This window comes from Pseudomonas sp. GD03875, from assembly GCF_029840585.1.
GTDB classification, from domain to species: Bacteria; Pseudomonadota; Gammaproteobacteria; order Pseudomonadales; family Pseudomonadaceae; genus Aquipseudomonas; species Aquipseudomonas paralcaligenes.
In genome coordinates this window covers 1-23,880 of record NZ_JAOCCV010000011.1, presented here as the reverse complement: position 1 = coordinate 23,880, position 23,880 = coordinate 1, and the positions used below count along the sequence as shown (strand labels likewise).

Annotated in this window: 30 protein-coding genes; 10 read left to right on the top strand and 20 right to left on the bottom strand. The window is 61.6% G+C overall.

Features of this window, described 5'->3' with window-relative positions:
- Window positions 1–180: 180 nt before the first annotated feature.
- From N5D30_RS12015 to N5D30_RS11955, 13 genes are all read right to left on the bottom strand, one after another.
- Complete coding sequence (locus N5D30_RS12015) at window positions 181–573, bottom strand: VOC family protein (RefSeq protein ID WP_279909168.1); 393 nt, start codon at window positions 571–573, stop codon at window positions 181–183.
- A 67-nt stretch (window positions 574–640) separates the two neighbouring features.
- Entirely contained in the window at window positions 641–1,219 is a 579-nt protein-coding gene (locus N5D30_RS12010; RefSeq protein ID WP_279909167.1) for a rhodanese-like domain-containing protein, read from the bottom strand.
- Between the two features lie 64 nt (window positions 1,220–1,283).
- A complete protein-coding gene (locus tag N5D30_RS12005) occupies window positions 1,284–1,613 on the bottom strand; it encodes a hypothetical protein (protein WP_279909166.1) in 330 nt (109 codons plus the stop codon).
- A gap of 221 nt (window positions 1,614–1,834) precedes the next feature.
- Window positions 1,835–2,320 carry a hypothetical protein gene (locus N5D30_RS12000; RefSeq protein WP_279909165.1) on the bottom strand — a complete coding sequence of 162 codons (486 nt, stop codon included), beginning with the start codon at window positions 2,318–2,320 and terminating at the stop codon, window positions 1,835–1,837.
- 70 nt (window positions 2,321–2,390) lie between these two features.
- A complete protein-coding gene (locus N5D30_RS11995) occupies window positions 2,391–2,897 on the bottom strand; it encodes an N-acetyltransferase (RefSeq protein ID WP_279909164.1) in 507 nt (168 codons plus the stop codon).
- Between the two features lie 505 nt (window positions 2,898–3,402).
- A complete protein-coding gene (locus tag N5D30_RS11990; RefSeq protein WP_279909163.1) occupies window positions 3,403–3,759 on the bottom strand; it encodes a hypothetical protein in 357 nt (118 codons plus the stop codon).
- A gap of 440 nt (window positions 3,760–4,199) precedes the next feature.
- Window positions 4,200–4,487, bottom strand: coding sequence for a barstar family protein (locus N5D30_RS11985; RefSeq protein ID WP_279909161.1), 288 nt, complete (start codon window positions 4,485–4,487; stop codon window positions 4,200–4,202).
- Window positions 4,488–4,549: 62 nt separating this feature from the next.
- A complete protein-coding gene (locus N5D30_RS11980; protein ID WP_279909159.1) occupies window positions 4,550–4,897 on the bottom strand; it encodes a hypothetical protein in 348 nt (115 codons plus the stop codon).
- An 86-nt stretch (window positions 4,898–4,983) separates the two neighbouring features.
- Window positions 4,984–5,334 carry a hypothetical protein gene (locus N5D30_RS11975; protein ID WP_279909158.1) on the bottom strand — a complete coding sequence of 117 codons (351 nt, stop codon included), beginning with the start codon at window positions 5,332–5,334 and terminating at the stop codon, window positions 4,984–4,986.
- A gap of 86 nt (window positions 5,335–5,420) precedes the next feature.
- Entirely contained in the window at window positions 5,421–5,744 is a 324-nt protein-coding gene (locus tag N5D30_RS11970) for a DUF2834 domain-containing protein (RefSeq protein ID WP_279909157.1), read from the bottom strand.
- Window positions 5,745–5,852: 108 nt separating this feature from the next.
- Window positions 5,853–6,185 (bottom strand): hypothetical protein, encoded by a 333-nt coding sequence (locus N5D30_RS11965; RefSeq protein WP_279904332.1) that lies wholly within the window; start codon window positions 6,183–6,185, stop codon window positions 5,853–5,855.
- A 139-nt stretch (window positions 6,186–6,324) separates the two neighbouring features.
- Window positions 6,325–6,834: a GNAT family N-acetyltransferase gene (locus N5D30_RS11960; RefSeq protein ID WP_279909156.1), complete on the bottom strand. Its 510-nt coding sequence runs from the start codon at window positions 6,832–6,834 to the stop codon at window positions 6,325–6,327.
- 75 nt (window positions 6,835–6,909) lie between these two features.
- Entirely contained in the window at window positions 6,910–7,530 is a 621-nt protein-coding gene (locus tag N5D30_RS11955; RefSeq protein WP_279909154.1) for a hypothetical protein, read from the bottom strand.
- Window positions 7,531–7,682: 152 nt separating this feature from the next.
- Between N5D30_RS11955 and N5D30_RS11950 the strand changes: the two genes are divergently transcribed.
- From N5D30_RS11950 to N5D30_RS11915, 8 genes are all read left to right on the top strand, one after another.
- Entirely contained in the window at window positions 7,683–8,639 is a 957-nt protein-coding gene (locus tag N5D30_RS11950) for an integron integrase (protein WP_279909153.1), read from the top strand.
- A gap of 163 nt (window positions 8,640–8,802) precedes the next feature.
- On the top strand, window positions 8,803–9,723 hold the full coding sequence (locus tag N5D30_RS11945; protein WP_279909151.1) for an ABC transporter ATP-binding protein: 921 nt from the start codon (window positions 8,803–8,805) through the stop codon (window positions 9,721–9,723).
- Complete coding sequence (locus tag N5D30_RS11940; RefSeq protein ID WP_279904340.1) at window positions 9,720–10,451, top strand: ABC transporter permease subunit; 732 nt, start codon at window positions 9,720–9,722, stop codon at window positions 10,449–10,451. Before N5D30_RS11945 ends, N5D30_RS11940 begins: the two co-directional genes overlap by 4 nt.
- A 2-nt stretch (window positions 10,452–10,453) precedes the next feature.
- Window positions 10,454–12,286, top strand: a complete 1,833-nt coding sequence (locus tag N5D30_RS11935) for a Gldg family protein (RefSeq protein ID WP_279909149.1) — start codon at window positions 10,454–10,456, stop codon at window positions 12,284–12,286.
- A 139-nt stretch (window positions 12,287–12,425) separates the two neighbouring features.
- Window positions 12,426–12,887, top strand: coding sequence for a hypothetical protein (locus tag N5D30_RS11930; RefSeq protein WP_279904342.1), 462 nt, complete (start codon window positions 12,426–12,428; stop codon window positions 12,885–12,887).
- Window positions 12,884–13,396 carry an ankyrin repeat domain-containing protein gene (locus N5D30_RS11925; protein ID WP_279909148.1) on the top strand — a complete coding sequence of 171 codons (513 nt, stop codon included), beginning with the start codon at window positions 12,884–12,886 and terminating at the stop codon, window positions 13,394–13,396. Before N5D30_RS11930 ends, N5D30_RS11925 begins: the two co-directional genes overlap by 4 nt.
- Before the next feature lie 114 nt (window positions 13,397–13,510).
- The gene (locus N5D30_RS11920) at window positions 13,511–14,488 is read left to right on the top strand and encodes a DUF4340 domain-containing protein (RefSeq protein WP_279909146.1); all 978 of its coding nucleotides are present in this window, start codon (window positions 13,511–13,513) and stop codon (window positions 14,486–14,488) included.
- 229 nt (window positions 14,489–14,717) lie between these two features.
- Complete coding sequence (locus N5D30_RS11915; RefSeq protein ID WP_220814828.1) at window positions 14,718–14,927, top strand: cold-shock protein; 210 nt, start codon at window positions 14,718–14,720, stop codon at window positions 14,925–14,927.
- Window positions 14,928–14,998: 71 nt separating this feature from the next.
- On the opposite strand, the gene N5D30_RS11910 is transcribed toward N5D30_RS11915, so the two are convergent.
- From N5D30_RS11910 to N5D30_RS11890, 5 genes are all read right to left on the bottom strand, one after another.
- Window positions 14,999–15,529, bottom strand: a complete 531-nt coding sequence (locus N5D30_RS11910) for a demethoxyubiquinone hydroxylase family protein (protein WP_279909145.1) — start codon at window positions 15,527–15,529, stop codon at window positions 14,999–15,001.
- 69 nt (window positions 15,530–15,598) lie between these two features.
- Window positions 15,599–15,970 carry a hypothetical protein gene (locus N5D30_RS11905; protein ID WP_279909144.1) on the bottom strand — a complete coding sequence of 124 codons (372 nt, stop codon included), beginning with the start codon at window positions 15,968–15,970 and terminating at the stop codon, window positions 15,599–15,601.
- A gap of 11 nt (window positions 15,971–15,981) precedes the next feature.
- On the bottom strand, window positions 15,982–16,785 hold the full coding sequence (locus N5D30_RS11900) for a putative RNA methyltransferase (RefSeq protein ID WP_279909143.1): 804 nt from the start codon (window positions 16,783–16,785) through the stop codon (window positions 15,982–15,984).
- 146 nt (window positions 16,786–16,931) lie between these two features.
- Window positions 16,932–18,071, bottom strand: a complete 1,140-nt coding sequence (dapE, locus tag N5D30_RS11895; protein WP_279909142.1) for a succinyl-diaminopimelate desuccinylase — start codon at window positions 18,069–18,071, stop codon at window positions 16,932–16,934.
- A gap of 194 nt (window positions 18,072–18,265) precedes the next feature.
- Window positions 18,266–20,854 (bottom strand): glycosyltransferase, encoded by a 2,589-nt coding sequence (locus tag N5D30_RS11890; RefSeq protein WP_279909140.1) that lies wholly within the window; start codon window positions 20,852–20,854, stop codon window positions 18,266–18,268.
- A gap of 194 nt (window positions 20,855–21,048) precedes the next feature.
- Here N5D30_RS11890 and tcdA point away from each other — a divergent pair, with 194 nt between their 5' ends.
- Window positions 21,049–21,855, top strand: coding sequence for a tRNA cyclic N6-threonylcarbamoyladenosine(37) synthase TcdA (tcdA, locus tag N5D30_RS11885; protein WP_279909138.1), 807 nt, complete (start codon window positions 21,049–21,051; stop codon window positions 21,853–21,855).
- Here tcdA and N5D30_RS11880 read toward each other — a convergent pair.
- The gene (locus N5D30_RS11880; RefSeq protein WP_279909136.1) at window positions 21,845–22,627 is read right to left on the bottom strand and encodes a hypothetical protein; all 783 of its coding nucleotides are present in this window, start codon (window positions 22,625–22,627) and stop codon (window positions 21,845–21,847) included. The two genes, tcdA and N5D30_RS11880, sit on opposite strands and share 11 nt — an antisense overlap.
- A gap of 118 nt (window positions 22,628–22,745) precedes the next feature.
- Here N5D30_RS11880 and N5D30_RS11875 point away from each other — a divergent pair, with 118 nt between their 5' ends.
- Complete coding sequence (locus N5D30_RS11875) at window positions 22,746–23,477, top strand: helix-turn-helix transcriptional regulator (RefSeq protein ID WP_279909134.1); 732 nt, start codon at window positions 22,746–22,748, stop codon at window positions 23,475–23,477.
- Here N5D30_RS11875 and N5D30_RS11870 read toward each other — a convergent pair.
- Window positions 23,474–23,875 carry a SufE family protein gene (locus tag N5D30_RS11870; RefSeq protein WP_279909264.1) on the bottom strand — a complete coding sequence of 134 codons (402 nt, stop codon included), beginning with the start codon at window positions 23,873–23,875 and terminating at the stop codon, window positions 23,474–23,476. The genes N5D30_RS11875 and N5D30_RS11870 overlap by 4 nt on opposite strands.
- Between the last annotated feature and the right edge of the window lie 5 nt (window positions 23,876–23,880).

Here is a 23,880-nt window from a genome sequence, read left to right as displayed (position 1 = left end):
TCGGGGCGGCTAGTGTGCCGCAAGCCCGCGTGACGGGCAAAAACTCTCGTCGGAACGATGCGGAAGCGGCAACTGCTCGAATAACGCTTGGATTAAGCCGTGCCGTGAAGCGGTGTTGGGTTGAATGAATTGCTAGCCCTCTGGATGTTCCGCGAACTGCGGAAGCGCATACGGATTGGCTCACGCCGCATTCTCTCGCACCTGAAAGACATTCCCCTCCGGGTCGTATCCATCGCATGCCCTGAACCCGCGCGCCTCCCACTCCTCGCTCTTCGGCCCTACCGATCCACCCAGCTCGGCAGCCTTGGCACGAGAAGTCGCGATAGACGAGACGGGCAGGCAAACCTTGATGGGCGTGCCGTCTCGCACCTGTGGTGGAGCCGTTATTTCGATCGTCGCGGCGATTTTCTTCGGTATGCAATGAATGACCAGCTGAAAACCTTCTGCATCCAGGATGACGTGATCCTTGTCGCCATGAAGCTCGCTCATTTCAGCGACTGCTCCATAGAAGCTCGCTAATTTGATGGCGTCCTTTGCGAAGATTACGACGCTCGGCTTGGGCCTGTTCGTCATGGCGAGGGCTTCCTGGCTAGTGAGGGCATTTATGTGGGGTACGGGGGACGCTCCAGCTGCTGGCAGGTTATGGCCCATCTTTGACGATGGTTCCTGCGAACGTGATCCTCGGGTCGTTTACATTCACCAGCTCATCCAGTTCGTACACGTTGCGGTATCCATAACCGTACAGGTTGATGTAGGTCGGAATGTTCAGGGCCATCATGATCGGTCTTTCTTGAGCGGCGAACTGTATCGCCAATGGGGCTCCGGGTTGAGGCAAGGCTATCTTGGTGGCGAAGTCGATCGGGTTGCCTTCGAAGTTGTTGTTGCAGTAGATCAGTATGGTCGTATCGAAAGAAGGGATGACCTGCTGCAGGTTGCTTTGCGTGAAGTCGGTGAAGCTCAGGTGTTTTGCGCCTTTGACATGAATGCGCTCATAGCGAAACGCCGACCGCGTATCGAGAATGACGACGCCCGGCCGCTCGCTCATCTCTAGGAAGGTATCGAGGTCGACCAGGCGGCTCGCACGGTGGTTTTCGACCTGAGCGACAAGGCCCTTGAAGTCGCCGAAGCTGACTTTGGCGGGGGGATAGCTCTTGTCCTGCGCCGATGCCTGGACAGCCATCAGCAGCATGGCTGCTGAAACGGCTAGTTTCGTGTTCATGGTCTGTCCTTTCATTGCGTGATACTCCAAGCCTAACGTTTGGTTAAGGGGCCGGCTTGAACCACTAGTTAGAACTGTTGATATTTGATTGGCCTTGCCGTTGCGGAGTGCCGAAGTCCGGCCACGCTGATTCCATGGAGTCGGAAAAATCTGCAAAGCGTTTTGCAACTGAATATATATCAGGGTTTTCAGTATCTCTTAGCTCTCTCAGAAGCCGTTGCGTACCGAGTCGTTTCTTCCAAAACCACTGAGCCCTATCTTCAAATCGAAGGGTTGTATTGACTAGCAAAAGAGTTGCAGGAAGGGCGGTTGCTATTGCGAGTGATACCTTAAAATTATTGGTATTGCCTATGCCAACAAAATGGCGGATATGAAGCTGGATAGAACTGTTCATGTAAATATTAGGTGGGCAAAAACGTAGTTAAATGTACTCCAAAATTTGCAGTGTTTAATTTGATCTCTAAGTTCACTCTCAAGCTCGGTCGACATGGCTTTCTCCCTAGTTTGTTCTAGCGTTTGATTAAGGGGCCAGCTTTAGCCGGTCCCGAGTGAGCGAAGCGAGCGGCTTGAACCAGTTGTTAGGCGTTGCCAGTGAAGAACACATTACTCACTAAATCAAAACACGATACGGGAGCGAAGGCCACGCGCTTCGATGCTAGCCATTAGCTCCATGATTACAGCTAGTTCCAGCGAGAGATCAGTATGCTGTACCGATGCAATCTCCAGCACCTCGCGAAGCTCAGAAAGACGAAGCCAGCTGGGCGAAAAAAATTCTGGTGATGACACTAGGTCCCACTTTAGTGGGCGACTCGCGCCCTGATTGGCAGACGCAAGGGCCCACTTTTTTGATATGCAGGCTGTGCCCCAACTATCAACGTCATCGAGGTTATCGACTACCGCTCGGCCGAAGTGGAAAACCGCCATTGACGAGGCCGTGTCTGGAAACCCTCGGGCGGGAAAGCGGCATGGTTCACCGCGAATTCCAGTCATGGCGAAGAACAGCTTCGTGTTCCTCGGCGGTTCCGCGAAGGCGATTCCGGAAGATTGGTGAAAATCATCAAATTCGGATGCTTCAACCACAAGCTGAATATCTAACCCCATAGATGTTCCTCTTGAGGCCTAACGCCTGAATTAAGCCGCGCCGCGAAGCGGCGTCGGCTTGAATGAATTGTTAGCCCTGCGCTGCGAAGGACTCATGGTAAGAGACTGCGCCAAAGGGTGGCGGGCCGCTAAATGAAATGGCTTGGAAGTACTCTGGCGGCACATCAGGCAGGATAAGTGATGGCTCTGCCTTGAAGCCAAAACGGGAGTAGTAAGCTGGATCTCCGAGCACCACGCACCCTGAAGCACCAAGCTTACGCAGCTCAGCGAGTGCCTGCTCCATGAGTTGAACGCCAACTCTCTGCCTTTGATGCTCTGGCGCAACAGATATTGGCCCGAGTCCATACCACCCAGTCGCACCACTGGAAATAGTTACAGGCGACGCGGCGACATGCCCAATGACTACGCCATTGTTCTCTGCGACGAGCGAGACAGATAGCTGTCCTGAGTTGCGCAACGCACTAACAACGAATTGCTCCGTGTAATCGGCGTGAGCGGCATCTAGAAATGCCGCGACAATCACGGCCTCAATAGCCGCAACATCAGATGGTGCTTCTTCTCGTATTCGGATGCTCATGGTGTCTGGTGCGAGGGCTAACGATTAAGCTAACGGGCAGACAAAAGCGTAGCTTTTGGGTGTCCAGCGAACGAAGTGAGCGGCAGTTTAGCGCATTGTTAGAGGGGGCGCCGAGATTTCAGGATTATGGTTGCCAGGCATGAGCTGGCAATAAATATTCCAAAGCTACCCAAAGCGTTTCCTATAAGGAAGGTCTGCTCTGAGGGGGCAAGGCTGGCCTGCGTTTGCCGGGCTTCTGAAGCCTCTTGGCTTGACTCAAAAACTAGATGGCCTCGGTAAATGTATAGCGCAAAACCTACTGCCAGCGCACCGTGCAAAATAGATGGGCGTTTATACATAAGCACCAGTGAGGCTGCTAGAAATATCCAACTAGAGCTTTGGCGTAAATACACGAAAGCCACTCGTACCAAGTGTCGATGTAGCTCATGTTTTGCCTCTAACGAATTAAGCTAAGGGGCCGGCTTCGCCGGTCCCAGCGAATGGAGTGAGCGTTTTGAGCGCATTGTTAGGCGCGTGCACGGATTAGCGCCTCTAGCTCTTGTATGTGCCGCGATCTAGCTATGCCTTCGCCGCCTGCGGTGGCGCAAGATGCGCACCACTCTGCGCGACCGAGTGCAAATTGAAGCATTATCTTGCCAACCTCTGGAGCCGCTTGGTTTGCGGAGTACTGCAAAGCTACAGCTACGTAATCACGATCTAGAGGCCAGCCTAAATTATTTACCTCTGATTCAAGTTCTTCGAGCAGATCTTGAGTATTTTCAACAGTGCTGGACAAGGCTATTTTAGCCACAAGACGGTCAACAACCTCTGTGCTGCTACCTTCTTTGTCCAAGGCTTCTCGGTTGTAGCTGAGCTCATCCATCTTTTAACGCCTAACGCTATAGTTAAGCCGTGCCGCGAAGCGGCATCGGCTTGAATGAATTTTAGGCTGTGGGCCGATTGGCCTGCCACCCCTTGATTGCGGCCAATGATGCCGACTCCAAGAGCGGATCGCCACAACGCGTGGAATATTTGCTAGGGCTGTGCTGTATGGAACGAGCCAGGTCATCAGTAGCCTTGTGTCCTTGCACATAAATCCGGGCGATCTCGTCTGGTGTAAGACGGAGTACGGCAGAAAAGCTGGCAAAGGACTGGCTGCAATTTACATCGAGCACGTATCCAGAACTGTCTCGCAGCAGGAACCACGCATGAGGCTCATGATCTATGACAACCACTAATGTTGCTCCCGCTGCCTAACGTTTGGTTAAGGGGCGGGCTTTAGCCCGTCCTAGTGAGCGAAGCGAACGAACCTTGAATCGCATGTTAGGCATAAACCACCTCGGGTGCGAGCTGTGGATATTCAGTCTGCATTTCAGTGAGGCACTCTTGTAGTAAGGCAGCATCACGAGGTAAGCGCTGGGAGAGTTTTTGCCAATCCAAGAACTTGACTGTTTTTGGCATTTCAACCAAACCAGTTATGGCATCCCAGAAGGCATCCCAGTTGCACCCGTACCAACCCGGAAAGCCTAACGAGAGCATTAGCAAGGAGTGGAGTTCTTCCGAGCTAGTGACCGCTTGCAGGTCAATTTCTACGAGTTGCGCACGGGACATATGTTTCTGCCTAACGACTGCATAAAGCCGACCGGCGAAGCCGGTTCGGCTTGAATTAATTGTTAGGCCACATTGCCAGCGACCCTAAGAGCGAGAGCGGAATCGTAAACCTTGCTGGCAAGCTCATCAAAGCTATCCATTCCGACGATGATACTGAATGTGCCATCAAGTCGCTGCACGACGGGTGCGTAGTCGTTGAAACTGCCCGAGCCGCCGAAAACATGGTTAACGGAGCTGGAAAGCTCGTTGAGGTCGTCTTGTGTAAAGCCTTGGCTAAGTAGCCGCACGACTCGCTGCTCAGACCACGCGAAGTGGCTGTGCCATTGACACGCCTGATCTTGTGCCAGAACCGCGATTAGCTCGTCTAGATGCGTGTGTAGATCTTCCAGTTGCTTCTGACGGTTGATCATGTGGCCTAACGATTAAGCTAACGGGCAGACAAAAGTGTAGCTTTTGGCTGTCCGGCGAACGAAGTGAGCGACCGTTGAGCGCATTGTTAGGATCCAATGCTCTCTTTCTTGAGTATGTATAGCGATACATAGCCTGTAGCAATGGTAAGCATAGCCCCGATTATTGAAACACAGAGAGCAATATTCAGAGACATTACGATATGAATCGCTGGGCCAGGCCGTAAAAATATACTACCTATTGGGAAGCTTAGATAATATGCAATGAATAATGCCAGCGGAAAAATTATAGCTGCGATGGCTGCGGATGCTATTTTCTTGTTTCTACTGATCCCGAAATTGTTTTTGTTTCGATAAAGTTTCCGTAAAAACAAAATAGCCCAGTAAGCTGCTGCCAAAACACCAAATAATGATGCTGTCATTGGATTTAAGGCTGACACGATCCCTCCTTGGGGCCTAACGTTTGGCTAAGGGGTCGGCTTTAGCCGGTCCCGAGTGAGCGAAGCGAGCGGTCTTGAATCAATTGTTATGTTTCACCTGCACTACGCTCTTTTGAAAAATCTTTGATAACAAGATAGAGTAGCGGGCCGATAGATATAAAGACGATAGTAATTGCGAGGTACGGAGCCACGGCAATAAATGGCTTGTTGCGTGCTTTGTTGTCTTGATAGATCCAGATGCTAGCAAGCGCGGCCAGGATGTAGAGATCGAGTACGACCTGAGCAGTGTCAAGGCTTGACATTAGTTCTATGCCGAACTGGATGAGCGACTGTTCAGCCTGTGACATTACAAATGCTGTGTAGGCTGTGAATGCCAGAAGTGCAATTAATGGCAATGCTGCTTTTCTCATGGCATCTTCCTTGGTTGATGGTGATACATAACGATTAAGCTAACGGGCGGCCAAAAGCGTAGCTTTTGGACGTCCAGCGAACGAAGTGAGCAACAGTTGAGCGCATTGTTATGCAGCATGCACTGTGCATTTTCTATTACTTCTTACTGCTGTGATTAAAGCCAATATGCTTGCAGCTAACAGCATGTATGGCTCGATGCGGTATGCGTAACTCACGATGCTTAGATAAGGCTCTGTTGGGTTGCATATACCTTCAGTGCATGGCATCGGGATGACCGCAGGGATTACAAATTGCACTAATTTAGCAATTGCGCAGGCTGCAAGCAGTGAAAATGCTGTGAGAGCAATTTTTGAACGATGCCGCGTCATCAGAAATAGCGCTGCTGCTAGTAGGGCGAAGCAGGCTGAGAACAGCAACAGATCAAAGCGCACTATGGTCATGGCGTGGCTCACTGATTTTATTGATGTGCATAACGCTCAAGGTAAGCGGCGCCGGAGCACCGAAGGTGCGTAGGGCACCAACACAGGCCATGAGAATGCCGAAGGCATGGCCTGTGTTGGCGTCCGCTTGACCGCCCAGTTAGGCGACGCGGCCTTGCCCAGCGAGTTGTTTTGCGTAGATGCCATATGGGACACCGTGGATTGATGGTGCTTCACGAACGAACTCAAACCCCATGGATTGGTACATCGGAAGCGCCACAGACATGATGGCGCTAGTGTGGAGGCCGAACACGTCGGCTCCGTCACGCTGAGCCTTTGCAATGCAAGCGTTGGCAAGTGTGCGGCCAATGCCTTTACCGCGTGATTCTGGGCAAACAACGAGCATTCGCATGACAGCCCATGTACTTGGAAAAAACGAGCTCTTTAGAGCCTGGGGACCAAGGTACGCAACTGCCCCCACGACTGTTTCGCCAGATGCCGCAACGATGATCTCGCCCGTTTCCGCCAGCGAAGACATGCATGCGATTTTTGCCCTGAAGCCTGGCCAGTCTTCGTATTGGCCAGCGAACTGCTCAAACGCGGCAACACCAAGTGCATTGACGGCGTCAATGTCAGTTGGCTGAAAATCGCGCAGACCTGTCGAGTGCATGAGTTGCCTAACGTTTGGTTAAGGGGCGGGCTTTAGCCCGTCCCAGTGAGCGCAGCGAACGGTTTGAACCACTTGTTAGCGCTTGCCGGGTGCATTGCGTAGACGCTCTGAGACTTCAAACTCATCAAGTACTTTCTTGATTTCCTGCTCCCTCTTGCGGGGGTCAAGTACTTCTTGAATATAGCTAACGAATTCGCGTTGGGCTGCAACCAGTTCGGCCTTAAGACTTTCAGCTGGCTGGGAGTCTTTAAGTAGGTCGTAGGCTTCTACTACGCAATCAAGAACTGGTTGTCGAATGCCACGATAAGCAGGCTCTTTATGTGTGCCATAATCGTCTGTCCATTGATTTGGGAAGTACCAGCGCCCTGTGTCAATTAATGAGCTTAGCCGAACTAAGACTGGCCGCTTGTGCTCCCCATTTAGCTCGGGGTGCTCAATTATATGTGTTGCTTCGGATATGGCATGGCAAACGTGCTCTGCCCATACGCGGACTGAGTTGAAGTATTGGTCTGTCCACTCTCTAAGCTTTAGTTGGTGTTCTTTTTCGAGTAATTTAGCGCTTTTCTTTGTGTGTTGCGCTGCCTCTTCTTGATGTTGATCTGCGGCCTTTGATGATCTAGCAGCTGCAACCGCAGAAATTATGGCAACTGCTGTTGCCAACCATGTTGCTACATCTCCAACTTCAATCTCCGGCATGCTGCCTCCTTGCGCTAACTATTATTAGGCGACATTGCTGTCGCGTTTCTCCACGACAGCTGTCGCATAATCTTCCTTGTCGTCCTGCAAGTCCTTGTCTAGCTTGAGAATGGTCACGGTAAACGCGACAGCATTCAGCGGAGAAACGCGACATGGAGGAGGGCAAGCCCAAGCTGCTGGATCAGTTGCGCCAACAGATTCGGGTCAAAAATTATTCTATTCGTACCGAAACTGTCTATGCCGAGTGGGTGAAACGTTATATCCACTTCCACCACTACCGGCATCCTTCGGAGATGGGGGTGGTGGAGATCGAGGCTTTTCTCACGCATCTGGCGGTGATGCGCGATGTTTCGGCCTCGACGCAAAATCAGGCTTTGGCTGCTCTGTTGTTTCTCTATAAGGAGGTACTCAAGCTGGAGCTACCCCGGCTGCAGGACGTCGTTCGCGCCAAGAAACCCCGGCACTTGCCGGTGGTGTTGACCCGTGAAGAGGTGGAGGTGCTGCTTGCGCAAATGCAGGGCGTGCAGTGGCTCGTTGCCAATGTGCTGTATGGCTCTGGCTTGCGTTTGCTGGAGGCGCTCAGGCTGCGGGTCAAGGACGTGGATTTCACCCGGTGTGAAATTGTGGTGCGCGATGGCAAGGACCGGGTGACCATGTTGCCGAAGCGTGTGAGCGAGCCATTGCAGGCCTATCTGGAGAAGGTTCAGCGGTTGCACCGGGAGGACTTGGCCGAGGGCTTTGGCGAGGTCAATTTACCCTTCGCGCTGGCGCGCAAGTATCCGGGGGCTGCCAGGGAGTGGGGATGGCAGTTTGTCTTCCCGTCGGTCAATCGTTCGCGTGATCCTCGTGGCCAGGGGATCTTTCGCCACCACCTGCACGAGAAGACCATCCAGCGAGCTGTGCGCGAGGCGGCGCGGCGTGCGGGTCTTATCAAGCATGCAACGCCTCATTCGTTGCGCCATTCCTTTGCGACACATCTGTTGGAGGCGGGCCAGGACATTCGTACCGTGCAGGAGTTGCTGGGGCACTCCGACGTGAAGACGACCATGATCTATACCCATGTGCTTAATCGGGGTGGTCTGGCGGTTCTGAGCCCGCTCGACCGCTGAGTGTGTTATTCCATTTACTCCATATTTCAGCCGGCCACTGAACTTTTTCGCTGTGCTACTGTCTTGCCCTCGTCCGGGAACGTGCTGTTGCCCGGCGGTATTGCGGTCTGCGCCCCTGCGGCGATTTCGCTGGGTGCAGGCGCTTTCGCGACGGTGAGAGGCCATGATCGAAATAAGAAACCTGACCAAGCGTTTTGCCCATCACACGGCCGTCGACGGCCTCAGTTTCCAGGTCCGGCAGGGGGAAGTGCTGGGCTTTCTCGGTCCCAACGGGGCCGGTAAATCCACCACCATGAAGATGCTCACCGGGTTCCTGGCGCCGACCTCCGGTACCGCCAGCATCCTCGGCTTCGACATCCAGATCGACACGCTCAAGGCCCAACGGCAGATCGGCTACCTGCCGGAAGGCGCGCCCTGCTATGGCGACATGACGGTGCGCGGTTTCCTCGAGTTCATCGCCGAGGTGCGCGGCTTCCGAGGCGCCGAGAAAAAGCAGCGGGTGCAGCGCGCGGTCGAGCAGGTGGAGCTGCAGAAGGTGCTGGAGCAGAGCATCGAAACCCTGTCCAAGGGCTTCAAGCGCCGCGTCGGCCTGGCCCAGGCCATCCTTCACGATCCCAAGGTGCTGATCCTCGACGAGCCCACCGACGGCCTCGACCCCAACCAGAAGCACCAGGTGCGCCAGCTGATCCAAAGCCTGGCCAGGGACAAGATCGTGATCATCTCCACCCACATCCTCGAAGAGGTCTCCGCCGTGTGCACCCGCGCCGTGGTGATCGCCGCCGGCAAGGTAGTGGCCGATGGTACGCCGCTGGAGCTGGAGAGCCGCTCGCGCTATCACCAGGCGGTGACCCTGGTCGCCGAGGGCGAGTTGGACCGCGCCGCCCTGGCCGCGCTGCCGGGCGTGGCCGGCGTGGAGGACAACGCCGAGGGCAGCCTGACCCTGCTGGCATGGCCGGGCGAGGTGATCTTCCCGCAGGTCAACGAACTGATCCGCCAGCGCGGCTGGCACGTGAAGGAGCTGGACGTGGAGCGCGGACGGCTCGACGAGGTGTTCCGCAGCCTGACCCGGGGGGAGGCGGCATGAAGCAGTTGCCCGTTGTCTTCAAGCGCGAGCTGGCCAGCTACTTTGCCACGCCGCTTGCCTATGTGTTCATCCTTATCTTCCTGGTGCTGTCCGGGGTCTTCACCTTCTACCTCGGCGGCTTCTACGAGAGCGGCCAGGCGGATCTGTCGCCGTTCTTCAACTTCCATCCCTGGCTGTACCTGTTCCTGGTACCGGCCATCGCCATGCGCCTGTGGGCTGAGGAGCGCAAGTCCGGCTCCATCGAGCTGCTGATGACCCTGCCGATCACCCGCACCGAGGCGGTGTTGGGCAAGTTCCTTGCCGCCTGGGTGTTCGCCGGTATCGCCCTGCTGCTGACCTTCCCGATGATCATCACGGTCAACTACCTGGGCCAGCCGGACAACGGCGCGATCTTCACCGGCTACTTCGGCAGCTGGCTGCTGGCGGGTTCCTACCTGGCCATCGGCTCGTGCATGTCGGCCCTGGCGAAGAACCAGGTGATCGCCTTCATCCTCGCCGTGAGCGCCTGCTTCCTGTTCATCGTCAGCGGCTTCCCGATGGTGCTCGACGCGCTGTCCTGGGCCCCGCAGTGGCTGCTCGACGCGGTCGCCTCGTTGTCCTTCCTGACCCGCTTCGACGCGATCAGCAAGGGCGTGATCGACCTGCGCGACCTGCTCTATTTCATATCCCTGATGGCCGCCTGGCTCGCCGCCACCGCCATCGTGGTCGATCTGAAGAAGGCTGACTGACCATGAAGAAACTGATGTATTCCGGCGCCGGCCTGCTGCTGATCGCCGTGGCCTTCCTGGCCTTCAACATGCTCTCGGCCCTGGGCCTGGGCAACATCCGCCTGGACCTGACCGAGCAGAAGCTCTACACCATCTCCGGGGGCACCGAGCGCATCCTCGGCGAGCTGGACGAGCCCATCAACCTGTACTTCTTCTATTCCGACAAGGCCGCCCGCGACCTGCCGGTGCTGCGCAACTACGCCATGCGCGTGGAGGAAATGCTCAAGGCCTACGAGCGCGAGGCGAACGGCAAGATCAAGCTGCACATCGTCGACCCCGAGCCGTTCTCCGAGGACGAGGACAAGGCCGCCGGCTTCGGCCTGCAGGCCGTGCCGGCCAACCAGAGCGGCGAGCAGATCTACTTCGGCCTGGCCGGCACCAACGCGGTGGACGACAAGCAGGTCATCCCGTTCTTCCCGCTGGACCAGGAGGAGTTCCTCGAATACCAGCTGAGCCAGCTGGTGCAGGGCCTGGCCAAGCCGGAGCGGCCGGTGGTCGGCCTGCTCTCCGGGCTGCAGCTCAACGGCGGCTTCGACATGGCGGCGCGCCAGCCGACGCCGCCCTGGATGGTGATGGAGGAGGTTCGCCAGCTGTTCCGGATCGACAGCCTCAAGGCCGGCATCGACAAGATCCCGGACGAGGTCTCGGTGCTGCTGCTGGTGCATCCGAAGCACCTGCCGGAGCCGACCCTGTACGCCATCGACCAGTTCGTGCTGCGCGGCGGCAAGCTGCTGGTGTTCGTCGACCCGCTCGCCGAGGCGGACAACGCCCAACCGATGATGCCGGGCGACGAGCAGGACAAGGCGTCCGACCTGGAGCCGCTGTTCAAGGCCTGGGGCCTGCGCATGGTGCCGGGCAAGGTGCTGGGCGACGGCTCCTATGCGATCTCGGTGAGCATGGGGCAGGGCCAGCGCCCGGCGCGTCATGCGGCCTGGCTGGCGCTGCCGCAGCGGGCCATGAGCCAGGATGACGTGGCCACCGCCGGCCTGGAGAGCATCAACATCGCCACCGCCGGCATCCTTGAGCCGGTCGAGGGTGCCAGGACCCGCTTCGTGCCGCTGCTGCAGAGCTCCGAGTACGCCATGCCGCTGGAGGTGGATCGCTTCGCCATGCTGGCCAACCCCGAGGAGCTGATGCGCGACCTGGAGCCGACCGGCGAGCGCTACGCTATCGCCGCCCGCATCAGCGGCCCGGCCGAGTCCGCCTACCCGAACGGCATCGAGGGGCAGAAGGACGGCCTGAAGTTCGCGGAGAACATCAACGTGATCGCCGTGGCCGACACCGACCTGCTCACCGACCGCATGTGGGTGCAGGTGCAGGACTTCTTCGGCCAGCGCGTGCCGCAGCCGTTCGCCGACAACGCCGGCTTCGCGATCAATGCCCTGGACAACCTGTCCGGCAGCGACGCGCTGATCAGCGTGCGTTCCCGTGGCCGCTTCAGCCGTCCGTTCGAGGTGGTCGAGGCGTTGCAGCGCGACGCCGAGGCACAGTTCCGGGTCAAGGAAGAGGACCTGCAGAAGCGCTTGGCCGAAACCGACCAGAAGCTCGCCTCGCTGCAGCAGCAGGACCCGGAAAAGGCGCTGGAGCTGACCCCCGAACAGCAGGCCGCGGTGCAGCAGTTCATCGCCGAGAAGCTGCGCATCCGCAAGGAACTGCGCGAGGTGCGCTTCCAGCTCAACGCCCAGATCGAGGAACTGGGCCGCACCCTCAAGCTGCTCAACATCCTCGCCGTGCCGCTGCTGCTGACCCTCGGCGTGCTGGCCCTGTGGCTGTGGCGCCGGCGCAAGGTCGCGTGAGCTTTACCGGGGGAAGGGGCGTTTTGCCCTTTCCCCGGGATTGCGGCGGGCAGAGATGTGATCCGCTCCCACGCCTGATATTTTCCGCTCGACTATGCTCGGCCGCTCCTATCCCAGCCCCTACCCAAGGAAGGTTTCCATGGCAGCCGATATCTATCTGCGCTCGTTCAGCGGCAATGAACTCGTCCTCGACGAGAACGAAACCCGGATCGCGTTGAAGTTCTTCTTTCCCCACGATGGCGCGCATATCGACGCCATGGCCGTCAACGATCAGCTCCGCTCCTTCGCCCAGGCACTGCTGGTGGCGGGCATCGACGCCACCTACGCGATGGGCTACGTCGAAGCGCTCTTTTCCAGCCTGGGTCGTTCGGGCGCGAACGCGGGCAAGCTGATCAAGGGCTTCGGCAAGAAGGCGGCCAAGCACTGGTTCAAGCACGCCAGGGCCAGCGACCTGATGGACGCGAAGATATACGAGTCGGTGCGCGTGGAGATGAGCCGGCGATTCCGCACCTACCTGCACACCGCGCAGGCGAGCGCGGCGCGTTATCGCAACCAGCTCGCCGTTGCCTGGCGGCCTGCCGGCCAGGGCGGGGTGGCATGATGAAGCGGATATTCGGTGCACTCGTCCTGTTGCTCGCGATCGGCGCGGGCATGGCGTTCTACGCGATGAGCAACTTCCGTATCGAGCAGCTCGTGCTGTGCAGCGAGCCGGGTACGGGCTTCGCCATTCCGGCGCCCCTGTGCCGCCAGTACCTGCTGCACTTCCGTATGAACCAGGACGACATCGATGACCTGCAGGCCGGTGGTGGCCTGGCGTTCGTGCTGGAGTCCGGCGCCCCCGGCAAGTTCGAACTGGCCGAGCGGTTCATCGACAAGGGCCTGGACGTGAATGCCGATGTCCGTCCGGGGCCCGGGGATCGAACCCAGTCGGCCCTGCACAGTGCGGTCATCCTGAATCAGCCGGACAATGTCGCGTTTCTTCTCCAGCACGGCGCCGACAAGGCCAAGCCGGACAGCGAGGGGCAGACGCCATTGCAAGTAGCGGAGCGGTTGCAGAGTGCGCAGCCGGACGAGAGCCGCGCCGAGGTCATCAGGCTTCTGCGCGAGTGAACCTCTCCCGGTGAAGCGAGGGCGTCACGCCGGCATGGCCGACGCCCTTGTTCCTCCAGCCTCTCGCCGCTCGCTCCATTCAACTCCCATCCCTAGAGCGAGGAGAGCAACGCCATGAATCGCAGAACCCTGTCCATCCTGACTGTGCTGGTGCTGGCCTTGGTGGCCGGCTGGTACTTCACCCGTCAGGTGAGCAGGCCGCCGGTGCCGGTCCAGGCCGAGGCCTGGCTGCCGGGCCTGCAGCCGCAGCAGGTGTCCGCCATCGAAATCCAGCGCGCCGACCAGCCTCTGGTGCGGGTCGAGCGGCGCGAACAGGACTGGGTACTGCCGGCCAAGGCCGATTACCCGGCCGACCAGGCGGTGGTGAGCACACTGCTCAAGGCCCTGGCCGAGTCGCGCAAGGTCGAGCCGCGCACCGCCAACCCCGAACTCTACGGCCGTCTCGGCCTGGCCGAGGACGGCGACGCGCAGCAGCAGGCCGTGCGTCTCAAGCTGGAGCAGGGCGACCAGCCGCCTCGCGCGCTGCTGATCGGCAAGGCCGGCCAGGGCGACGGTACCTTGGTGCGCGGTGCCGGCGAGGCCCAGAGCTGGCTGGTCAGCCAGCGCATCGAACTGCCGGCCACCGAGCTGGAGTGGCTGGACCGGCGCGTTGCCGCTGTGTCCTTCACCGCCGTGCGCGAGCTGGAGCTGCGTCATGCCGGCGGCGAGCGCCTGACCCTGTTCCGCGACAAGGCCGAGGACGCCAACCTGCGCGTGCTCGAGCTGCCCAAGGGCAAGCGGCTGGCGTTCGACGGCGCCGCCAACGGCGTGGCCACCTTCTTCACCGACCTGCGTTTCGCCGATGCCGCGCCGCTGGCCCAGCTGACCTTCGAAGGCAAGCCCGTGCTGCAGTTCAGGCTCGTCACCTTCGACGACAAGCACCTGGAAGGGCGGGTGTTCGCCAAGGGTGAGCAGCACTGGCTGCTGCTGGAGAAGGGCAGTGACCTGCCCGCCGCCGAGCTGCCCGGGCGCAGCGACTGGGCCTATCGCATCGAGCCCTACCAGTATCTGAGCCTGGCCAAAAAGCTGACCGATCTGCTGGCCAAGGAGTGACAGAAAACCCCTGAAGCCCATGAGCCACGGGCCTTGCAGCCGGCCGAAAAAATCCCTTGGCAAGCCGAACGCTTGTTTTATACTCGCCAGGCGGTCGCATCAGGACGCCATTCGGAATACCGCTCCACGCTCGTATCGATCGGGGTCGGAAATGACGAAGAACAACGTTTGCGCCGAGCCGTCGAGCCCGCAAGGGCAACAATAAAATCGAGAATCGAGGGAAGTGGTAATGGCTGATCGTGAGATCGGAACCGTCAAGTGGTTCAATGATTCCAAGGGGTATGGCTTCATTCAACGCGAAAGCGGTCCGGACGTATTCGTCCACTACCGCGCCATCCGTGGCGAAGGCCACCGTTCTCTGGTCGAAGGCCAGCAGGTCGAGTTCTCCGTGATCCAGGGCCAGAAGGGCCTGCAAGCGGAAGACGTATCCAAGGTCTGATGACCCGCGCTGCACACAAAAGAAGGCCCGTCATCGACGGGCCTTCTGCTTTTCCGGCGCTGAGGCGGAGTTCACAGACGTTTTGCCAACTCCTTTGACGCGGCTGCTCCAGCCCTAGCGGCGGGATCTATGACCTTATCCATGGGGGAGAGCCCAGGGCTATTGGTCTCTCCTGCGAGTTTGTGTTCCTGCTCATCAATCAGGATCTGCTGGATTGCTTGGTATACCTCGGGATCCCGAGTCTGAAAGTAGCTGGCGGCCTCATTCAGCTCTCGCTCAACAATGGCCTCAATTACAGCAGTGCTTCTCCAGATCGCGCGACGCCCGGCGAGCGCCGTGATGACTCCATACAGGATGCCTCCGATACACCAGAAAACTGGGGCTATCACTGTCCTCACTCCCCTGGCCTGCATTAACTTTCCGAAAATCTCGAAATGCTCTACCTCATGACGATGCATCTCGTTGAGTTGGGAAAGCATGCTTCTATACAGCATCGTCGCTACCAGGCGGTGTCCCCAGTAAACCCCCGTGGCACCTTTCTCACAGGCGTGAATGATGCGTAGATGACGCTGATAGTAACGGTCTGAAAGTAGCGTCTGCATCGGCTGGACTACTCAGGAGCTTCGTTATTAATTAGGAGCAATGACTGATGAGGAGTTCTGCCTGGCTGCTCAATCGGTTCGCCAGATGAATTCCTGCTCGCCTTCCGCATTGACCTTGATCCAGCGGTCCGCGTCCTCTTCGCCCTGTTCCTCGCTCCAGCCGCCGGTGGAGCAGCGGACCTCCACGCCGAGTGCGGCGAAGGCGGCGTGGGCGCAGGCGATGTCGTCCTGCCAGGGTGTGGCGTCGCTCTCCAGCATCAGGCTGTGCCACTTGCCCACGGCCCTGGGCAGGAACACCACCGGAATCTCGCCGGCCCGGCACTGGAAGGTCTGGCCGCGCTGCTGCCACTCGCTGCAGGAGCCGAGCGCCTCGCTCAGCCAGGCGGTGATGGCGTCCTGGCTGGCGTCCTTGAGGTAGATCTCGATATCGGGTTGGCGCATGGCGGGGCTCTCTAGATTCTCTCGATCCAATCGTAGCGAATGGCGACGGTGACTTCGAAGGGTTCGGCGACCACCGCGGCGCGGCGTTCGGCGCTGGCGCGCCAGCCGTGCGGGGTCATGGCCAGCAGGTCGGCGCGGGCCTGGGCATCGGCCAGCAGCAGCTGGAAGCTGAGGGTCTCGCTGTGGGCCAGGCGCATGCCCTCGGGGATCAGCTCCAGGTGCTTCTGGTCGTCGTAGTCGCGGACCTCGTCGTACAGCTTCTGGCGCAGTTCCATCAGGTGCACGCGGGTCGGGCCCATGCGCAGCAGGCCACCGCCGGGTTTGAGCAGTCGCAGCGCCTCCTGCCAGTCCAGCGGGCTGAACACGCTGGCCAGCAGGTCGCAGCTGGCATCGGCCAGCGGCACACGGGCCATGCTCGCCACCAGCCAGCTCAGCTGCGGCGCGCGCTTGCAGGCGCGCTTGACCGCCTCGCGGGAGATGTCCAGGGCATAGCCGTCGGCGCCTGGCAGCAGCTCGGCGAGCTGCGCGGTGTAGTAGCCCTCGCCGCAACCGATATCCAGCCAGCTGCGCGGGCCGCGCTCGGCGGCCAGTGCGGCCAGGCGCCGGGCCAGCGGCGCGTAGTGGCCGCCGTCGAGGAAGCGCCGGCGCGCCTCGACCATGGCCTGGTTGTCGCCCGGGTCACGGCTGTTCTTGTGTTGCACCGGCAGCAGGTTGTAGTAGCCCTGGCGGGCGCGGTCGAAGCGATGGTTGGCCGGGCAGGCCAGGCCATTGTCGACCGTGTTCAGCGGTGCCTGGCAGATCGGGCAGGTCAACATGCGAAAAATCCATGAACAGGCCGTCGCGAGCGACCCGAGAGCAAGGCGGACGGAACGCAGCGACGAGACATATCGAATAGATAGGCGAGGAGCGAGTACCGCCCAACGCAGCTATCGGATTGCGTAGCAGGCATGTTCATGGATTTTCATGCGAGGAGTTTGACCAGGGTTTGGTAGTAGACCTCGGTGAGCAGGTCCAGGTCGCTGGCCAGCACCCGCTCGTTGATCTGGTGGATGGTGGCGTTGACCGGACCCAGCTCGACCACTTGCGTGCCCAGGGTGGCGATGAAGCGCCCATCCGAGGTGCCGCCGGAGGTGGACGGTGTGGTCTCGCGGCCGGTGACGGCCCGGATGCTGGCGGCCACGGCGTCGAGCAGTTCGCCCGGCTGGGTCAGGAAGGGCAGGCCCGACAGCGACCAGTCGATGTGGTAGTCCAGGCCGTGCTTGTCGAGGATGTCGGTGACCCGCTGCTGCAGGCCTTCCACGGTCGATTCGGTGGAGAAGCGGAAGTTGAACACCGCCTTCAGCTCGCCGGGAATGACGTTGGTGGCGCCGGTGCCGGAGTTGAGGTTGGAGACCTGGAAGCTGGTCGGCGGGAAGTAGGCGTTGCCGTCGTCCCAGTGCTCGGCGGCCAGTTCGGCCAGGGCGCCGGCGGCCAGGTGGATGGGGTTCTTCGCCAGGTGCGGGTAGGCCACGTGGCCCTGCTTGCCGTACACGGTGAGGTTGCCGCCGAGGGAGCCGCGCCGGCCGTTCTTCACCACGTCGCCGAGCAGGGTGGTGCTGGAGGGTTCGCCGACGATGCACCAGTCCAGCCGCTCGCCGCGCTCGCGCAGGCGCTCGACCACCGCCTTGGTGCCGTACTGGGCGGGGCCTTCCTCGTCGCTGGTGATGAGAAAGGCGATGGCGCCCTTGTGGTCCGGGTGGTCGGCGACGAAGCGCTCCACGGCGACGATCATCGACGCCAGGCTGCCTTTCATGTCCGCTGCGCCGCGGCCGCAGAGCATGCCCTGCTGGTCGACGCAGACCTCGAACGGCTGGTACTGCCAGGCGTCCAGCGGGCCGGTCGGCACCACGTCGGTATGGCCGGCGAAGCACAGCACCGGGCCCTCGCCGCCGCGGCGGGCCCAGAAGTTCTCCACGTCCTCGATGCGCATGGGCTCGACCGCGAAGCCCACCGCGGCCAGGCGCCGCATCATCAGTTCCTGGCAACCCTCGTCGACCGGGGTGACGGAGGGGCGGCGGATCAGGTCGAAGGCCAGTTCGAGGGTGGGGGAGAGGGCGGTCATTACGGCTCCGGAGCGGCGGATATCGGAAAGCTCGCCATCTTAAAGCAAAACGGCGGCCCCAAGGCCGCCGTTTCGGTGAGCGGGCGCACGCCAGAGCGACGAGCAAGCTCTTGTGGGAGACCACGCGTTGGTCGGCACCTATCGCGGGCAAGGCCGCTCCCACCCTGGCATCGACCCACCACCGTCGAGGTGGGCTATGCGGTTTGCCCGGCCTCTTCCCCGGCCGGCCTGGGCAGGGAGGAGAGCAGGGCCATCAGCAGCGCCGCCAGGTATGGCAGAGACTGCACCAGCAGGGTGGCGACCCAGAACTTCACGTCGGCATTGCCGATGTCCTGGGCGAAGGCGATGCCGATGGCCGCGCCCCACAGCAGGAGCATGATGAACACTTCCTCACGGGCCTCGGCCAGGGCCACGAGGATGCCGTGGTTGCTGGCCATCTTCGGCGTGCGGAAGAACGGGATGGTCTTGGTGAACGCCCCGTACAGCACCGCCTTGGCGATGGTGTGCGACAGCGCCAGGCCGGCAATGGCCGCCTGGAACGAGCGCGCCAGATCCACGCCGACGGCCTTGCGGTAGAGGAACATGATCTTGCCGAACTTGAAGAAGAACAGCGCCAGCGGTGGGATGGCGAAGATCATCAGCGGCGGGTCGACCCGGTTGGGCACGATGATCATGGCCGCCGACCAGAGCAGCGCGCCGACGGTGAAGAAGATGTTCAGGCCGTCGGCGATCCACGGCAGCCAGCCGGCGATGAAGTGGTAGCGCTGGCCGCGGGTCAGCTCCGAGCCCTGGCCGCGGAACAGACTGCGGGCGTGGCCCTTCATGATCTGGATGGCGCCGTAGGCCCAGCGGAAGCGCTGCTTCTTGTAGTCGATGAAGGTGTCCGGCATCAGGCCGCGGCCGAAGCTCTCGTGGGCGTAGGCCGCCGAGTAGCCCTTCTCGAACACGCGCAGGCCCAGCTCGGCGTCTTCGCAGATGGTCCAGTCGGCCCATTTCAGCTCGTCCATCACGCTGCGCCGGATCATGGTCATGGTGCCGTGCTGGATGATCGCGTTGCGGTCGTTGCGGGTGACCATGCCGATGTGGAAGAAGCCCTTGTACTCGGCGTAGCAGAGCTTCTTGAAGGTGTTCTCGTCGCCGTCGCGGTAGTCCTGGGGCGACTGCACCACGGCGATCTTCGGGTCGGCGAAGTGCGGCACCATGTGCTTGAGCCAGTTGCGGTCGACGCAGTAGTCGGAGTCGATCACCGCGATCACCTCGGCGTCCGGCGCGGTATGCGGCAGGATGTAGTTCAGCGCGCCGCCCTTGAAGCCCTCGATGGGCGCCACGTGGAAGAAGCGGAAGCGCGGGCCGAGCTGCTGGCAGTACGCTTCTACCGGCTCCCACACCTTCGGGTCCTTGGTGTTGTTGTCGATGATGATGACTTCGAAGTCCGGGTAGTCCATGGCCGCCAGGGCGTCCAGGGTCTGCTTCACCATCTCCGGCGGCTCGTTGTAGCAAGGTACGTGGATCGACACCTTGGGCCGGTAGGCGGTGTCGGCGATCACCGGCAGGAACGGCCGGCGGCGCTTACGCACCCAGGCGGTCTCGGCCAGTTCGTGGGCTTCGGTGAGCAGGACGATGAACACGCCCAGCGCGCCGATGCCGAGCAGGCAGCCCACGGTCAGGCTGAACCAGGTGCTGTACTGCTGGCTGTAGTCGTAGGCGATCCACACCAGGGCGGAGCCGCCGACGAAGGCGACGAAGGTGAGGAAGGTGCGGCCGCGCTGGCGCAGCGAACTGCCGTCGATCAGCATCAGCGCCAGGGCCAGCAGGCCCATCACCACCGAGGCCACGGCCAGCAGGCGCCACTGGGGAATGGCGATCACCGGGCCCTCGAAGGCGAACTTGGGCTGCCGGTCCAGGTTGTAGACGCCCCAGTAGGCGCCCACCGAGCCCTCGTCGCTGGCCTTCCACGGCTGGTCGAAGGCCTCGATGACGAAATAGTTGTAGCCCTTGGCATTCAGCGCGTTGACCAGGGTGCGCAGGTAGATGGCTTGGTCCGCCTGGTCGGCCTCGGCGCCGCCGCGGGTGCGGCCGTTGCTCGGCCAGCCCACCTCGGAGAGCAGCAGCGGCTTCTTCGGGAACAGCCGGCGCATGTCCTTGGCGCGTTCGAGGACGAAGTCGGTGGAGTCCTCCATCGGCACGAACTCCCAGTAGGGCAGGACGTGGGCGGCGATCAGGTCGACGTGGTCGGCCAACTCGGGGTATTCCTGCCAGATGTGCCACTGCTCGGAGGTGGTGACGGGCACCTTGACCGCCGCGCGCACCCGGTCGATGTAGGCGATCAGGTCCTTGACCTTGATCTCGCTGCGGAACAGCGCCTCGTTGCCGACAGCGACCCGCACCACGCTGCGCGAGTTGTTGGCGATCTCGATGGCCTTGGCGATCTCGCGCTCGTTGCGCTCCAGGTCGGTGCCGATCCAGATGCCCAGCGTCACCCGCAGGCCGAACTCCTCGGCGAGGAGCGGGATGTGCTCCAGCGTGCCGTCCACCGAGTAGGTGCGGATGCTGTCGGTGTGCTGGCTCAGCAGCTCCAGGTCGGCGCGCATCTGGGCGTCGTCGGGGTAGATGTTCTGCTGCGGGTTCTGCCCGGCGCGGAAGGGCGAGTAGGAGAAGCCGGAGATCTGCTCCGGCCATTCCGGGGCGCTGACCGGGCGGTTGTAGAGTGCCCAGAGGCCGGTGAACAGGGCGGCGATCGCCACGATGACCACCAGGTTGATTCCGAGTTTGCGCGTTGGCATGGCTGTTTGGGGGTTCCGCGAAAAGGAACTGGAGAAGACCGGCGAACGCCGGATGGCGCGCATGCTACTCCGCGCCATCCGGACTGTATAGCGCAGCCGATGGTCGCTCATTGGGCCGCCGATGGCCCGATGGGTTCCGCCCGGATGCGCCGCGCGCGGCTTATAATGCCAGCCGGATTTCCAGGGGATGCGAGATGGCGGATGAACAGCGCTTCGGCGGCATAGCCCGGCTGTATGGGCGCGAGGGGCTGGAGCGCCTGGCGGCGGCGCACGTGGCGGTGGTCGGCATCGGCGGCGTCGGCTCCTGGGCGGCGGAGGCGCTGGCCCGCACCGGGGTGGGCGAAATCTCGCTGTTCGACCTGGACGACGTGTGCATCACCAACACCAACCGCCAGGTCCACGCCATCGAAGGCGCCGTGGGCAAGGCCAAGGTCGACGAGATGGCGGCGCGCATCCGCGCGATCAATCCTGCGTGCGTGGTGCACGCGGTGGCCGACTTCGTCACCCGCGAGACCATGGCCGAGTACATCACCGAGCAGCTCGACGGGGTGATCGACTGCATCGACAGCGTGGCGGCCAAGGCCGCGCTGATCGCCTGGTGCAAGCGGCGCAAGATCCAGATCGTCACCACCGGCGGCGCCGGCGGGCAGGTCGACCCCACCCAGATCCAGGTCGCCGACCTCAACAAGACCTTCAACGACCCGCTGGCGGCCAAGGTGCGTTCCACCCTGCGCCGCGACTACAACTTCTCCCGCACGCCGGGGCGCAGCTACAGCGTGCCCTGCGTGTTCTCCACCGAGCAGCTGCGCTACCCGAAGCCGGACGGCACCGTGTGCCAGGCCAAGGGCTTCGTCGGCGAGGGTGTCAAGCTGGACTGCGCCGGCGGCTTCGGCGCGGTGATGATGGTCACCGCCAGCTTCGGCATGGCCGCCGCCGCGCGCCTCGTCGACAAGCTGGCGGCCGGCGCTCGCCGACCCTCGGAGCGCCGGCCTAGCGCCTGACCAGAAGTCTGGGCAGCCGGCCGGCCTTGCGGGCCGGCTGGCAGCCGATCAGCGGTAACAGCACCGGCAGCACGGCGAGCCCGGCCAGCAGGTGCTTGACGCTGTGGCCCGAGAGTAGTTCGCCGCTGAGCTGGAACAGGTAGCTGTCGCCCAGCTCGAGCAGCTTGGCCAGGCCATACCAGGCGACGCACAGCCCCAGCCTGAAGCCATGGCCGCCACGCACCGGGCGGGCGACGGCGAGCAGCGCCAGGAGCAGCATGCCGCCGCCCTGCAGCACGACCCAGGGCAGCAGGTCGCCCTGGCTCCACCACACCCATAGGCCGGCCGCGCCGCCCGCCAGCACGCCGAACGAAGTCATGCCGCCGGCGGCCAGGCCCATGCGGTCCGCGGTCGCTAGGCCGAGCACGCCGGCGAACAGCACCAGCATGCCGAGGCGATCGTAGAGCAGCCCGCCGTCGGTGGGCGTCAGGTGATAGGCGGCGGAGCCGAGGAAGGTGGTCAGCAGCCCCAGGCTCAGCAGTAGGCCCAGGCCGCGCCAGCGCGCGTTGGCGATGTGCCGCAGGCGGGCCAGACCGAGCAGGCCGAGCAACAGGAAGGGCAGGTTGCTGAGCACATCCATGGCGCAGGGGATGCCGAGCAGGGCGCGCTGGTCGGCGAAGGCGTGGTAGTGCTCCGGCTGCTGCACGGCGGGGCCGAAGAGGGCGATGAGCGCCAGGCCGAGTCCGAACAGGGCGAGCGGGAGAGGCACGGGGCGTGGCGGGGTGGTGATCATCGGTCTGCTCCATCAGGTCGGTTGTGATGGCGCAGTCTGTTGCTGGGGTGAAGAAAAGTCTCTCTGCAGTGTGCTGGGTGGCGTATAAGTGTCTGCCTGGTTCATTCAGGCGATACCCATGGGCGCGACCACCGATCTGGTAGACATCATCAAGCGCGAGCTGAAGGCTCGTCAGCTCACCTACGCGGACCTGGCGCGGGAGCTGGGCATGTCCGAATCCAACGTCAAGCGCATGCTCGCCAGGGCGGACATGCCGCTGTCGCGGGTGGATGCCATTTGCCGCGTGCTGCAGCTGGACTTCGCCGACCTGGCCCGCCAGGTGGTGGAAGCACAGCCGCTGCTGGGCCGGCTGAGCCTGGAGCAGGAGCAGGCCGTGGTGGCGGATGAGCAGCTGTTGCTGGTGGCGATCTGCGTGCTCAGCCAGTGGACCTTCGAACAGATCGTCTCCACCTACCGCCTGAGCGACGCCGAGGCGGTGCGCGCGCTGATCCGCCTGGACCGGCTCGGGGTGATCGAACTCAAGCCGCTGAACCGTTACCGGCTGAAGCTGGCCAAGACCTTCCGCTGGCAGCCGGATGGCCCGGTGATGCGCTACTTCCGCAGGCAGGCGCTGCAGGACTACTACGCTGGCCACTTCGCCGGCGACGACGAGGGCCTGCTGCTGGTGCACGGGCGGATCAGCCGGGCGCTGGCGCCGTCCTTCGTGGAGCGCCTGCAGCGGGTGGCGCAGGAGTTCGCCCAGCAGCACCTGGCCGACCAGAAGCTGGCCGAGCACGAGCGCGAGGGCTACACCCTGGTGCTGGCGATGCGGCGCTGGGAGTTCGCTTTGTTCGAGGCGATGCGTCGCTAGTTCGCGGCCAGCTCGCGCATGCGCAGGAGCACGGCGTTCAGGCCGTTGCTGCGCGAGGGCGACAGTTGGCGAGAGAGGCCAAGTTGGGCGAACCAGTCGGCCAGGTCGAGGCGCTGCAGCTCGGCATCGTCCAGGCCTTCGACCCGCGCCAACAGCACGGCCAGCAGGCCGCGGATCAGGCGGGCGTCGCTGGCGGCGCGGAAGTGCCAGGTGGCGCCGTCGCGCTCGCCCACCAGCCAGACCTGGCTCTCGCAGCCGCTGACCCGGTTTTCTTCGTTGCGCTCGTCCTCGCTCAGCGGCGCCAGGCGCTCGCCCCACTGCATCAGCAAGCGCGCGCGCTGTTCCCAGCCGGGGCAGGCGGCGAAGGCGTCCAGCGCCTCTCGGGCGGAGGCCGGCAGGGTCA

What these genes read in the sequence shown, in the direction of transcription:
- N5D30_RS12015 (WP_279909168.1), bottom strand. Translation starts at nt 573, where the DNA reads ATGACGAACAGGCCCAAGCCGAGCGTCGTAATCTTCGCAAAGGACGCC.
- N5D30_RS12010 (WP_279909167.1), bottom strand. Translation starts at nt 1,219, where the DNA reads ATGAACACGAAACTAGCCGTTTCAGCAGCCATGCTGCTGATGGCTGTC.
- N5D30_RS12005 (WP_279909166.1), bottom strand. Translation starts at nt 1,613, where the DNA reads ATGAACAGTTCTATCCAGCTTCATATCCGCCATTTTGTTGGCATAGGC.
- N5D30_RS12000 (WP_279909165.1), bottom strand. Translation starts at nt 2,320, where the DNA reads ATGGGGTTAGATATTCAGCTTGTGGTTGAAGCATCCGAATTTGATGAT.
- N5D30_RS11995 (WP_279909164.1), bottom strand. Translation starts at nt 2,897, where the DNA reads ATGAGCATCCGAATACGAGAAGAAGCACCATCTGATGTTGCGGCTATT.
- N5D30_RS11990 (WP_279909163.1), bottom strand. Translation starts at nt 3,759, where the DNA reads ATGGATGAGCTCAGCTACAACCGAGAAGCCTTGGACAAAGAAGGTAGC.
- N5D30_RS11985 (WP_279909161.1), bottom strand. Translation starts at nt 4,487, where the DNA reads ATGTCCCGTGCGCAACTCGTAGAAATTGACCTGCAAGCGGTCACTAGC.
- N5D30_RS11980 (WP_279909159.1), bottom strand. Translation starts at nt 4,897, where the DNA reads ATGATCAACCGTCAGAAGCAACTGGAAGATCTACACACGCATCTAGAC.
- N5D30_RS11970 (WP_279909157.1), bottom strand. Translation starts at nt 5,744, where the DNA reads ATGAGAAAAGCAGCATTGCCATTAATTGCACTTCTGGCATTCACAGCC.
- N5D30_RS11965 (WP_279904332.1), bottom strand. Translation starts at nt 6,185, where the DNA reads ATGACCATAGTGCGCTTTGATCTGTTGCTGTTCTCAGCCTGCTTCGCC.
- N5D30_RS11960 (WP_279909156.1), bottom strand. Translation starts at nt 6,834, where the DNA reads ATGCACTCGACAGGTCTGCGCGATTTTCAGCCAACTGACATTGACGCC.
- N5D30_RS11955 (WP_279909154.1), bottom strand. Translation starts at nt 7,530, where the DNA reads ATGCCGGAGATTGAAGTTGGAGATGTAGCAACATGGTTGGCAACAGCA.
- N5D30_RS11950 (WP_279909153.1), top strand. Translation starts at nt 7,683, where the DNA reads ATGGAGGAGGGCAAGCCCAAGCTGCTGGATCAGTTGCGCCAACAGATT.
- N5D30_RS11945 (WP_279909151.1), top strand. Translation starts at nt 8,803, where the DNA reads ATGATCGAAATAAGAAACCTGACCAAGCGTTTTGCCCATCACACGGCC.
- N5D30_RS11940 (WP_279904340.1), top strand. Translation starts at nt 9,720, where the DNA reads ATGAAGCAGTTGCCCGTTGTCTTCAAGCGCGAGCTGGCCAGCTACTTT.
- N5D30_RS11935 (WP_279909149.1), top strand. Translation starts at nt 10,454, where the DNA reads ATGAAGAAACTGATGTATTCCGGCGCCGGCCTGCTGCTGATCGCCGTG.
- N5D30_RS11930 (WP_279904342.1), top strand. Translation starts at nt 12,426, where the DNA reads ATGGCAGCCGATATCTATCTGCGCTCGTTCAGCGGCAATGAACTCGTC.
- N5D30_RS11925 (WP_279909148.1), top strand. Translation starts at nt 12,884, where the DNA reads ATGATGAAGCGGATATTCGGTGCACTCGTCCTGTTGCTCGCGATCGGC.
- N5D30_RS11920 (WP_279909146.1), top strand. Translation starts at nt 13,511, where the DNA reads ATGAATCGCAGAACCCTGTCCATCCTGACTGTGCTGGTGCTGGCCTTG.
- N5D30_RS11915 (WP_220814828.1), top strand. Translation starts at nt 14,718, where the DNA reads ATGGCTGATCGTGAGATCGGAACCGTCAAGTGGTTCAATGATTCCAAG.
- N5D30_RS11910 (WP_279909145.1), bottom strand. Translation starts at nt 15,529, where the DNA reads ATGCAGACGCTACTTTCAGACCGTTACTATCAGCGTCATCTACGCATC.
- N5D30_RS11905 (WP_279909144.1), bottom strand. Translation starts at nt 15,970, where the DNA reads ATGCGCCAACCCGATATCGAGATCTACCTCAAGGACGCCAGCCAGGAC.
- N5D30_RS11900 (WP_279909143.1), bottom strand. Translation starts at nt 16,785, where the DNA reads ATGTTGACCTGCCCGATCTGCCAGGCACCGCTGAACACGGTCGACAAT.
- dapE (WP_279909142.1), bottom strand. Translation starts at nt 18,071, where the DNA reads ATGACCGCCCTCTCCCCCACCCTCGAACTGGCCTTCGACCTGATCCGC.
- N5D30_RS11890 (WP_279909140.1), bottom strand. Translation starts at nt 20,854, where the DNA reads ATGCCAACGCGCAAACTCGGAATCAACCTGGTGGTCATCGTGGCGATC.
- tcdA (WP_279909138.1), top strand. Translation starts at nt 21,049, where the DNA reads ATGGCGGATGAACAGCGCTTCGGCGGCATAGCCCGGCTGTATGGGCGC.
- N5D30_RS11880 (WP_279909136.1), bottom strand. Translation starts at nt 22,627, where the DNA reads ATGATCACCACCCCGCCACGCCCCGTGCCTCTCCCGCTCGCCCTGTTC.
- N5D30_RS11875 (WP_279909134.1), top strand. Translation starts at nt 22,746, where the DNA reads ATGGGCGCGACCACCGATCTGGTAGACATCATCAAGCGCGAGCTGAAG.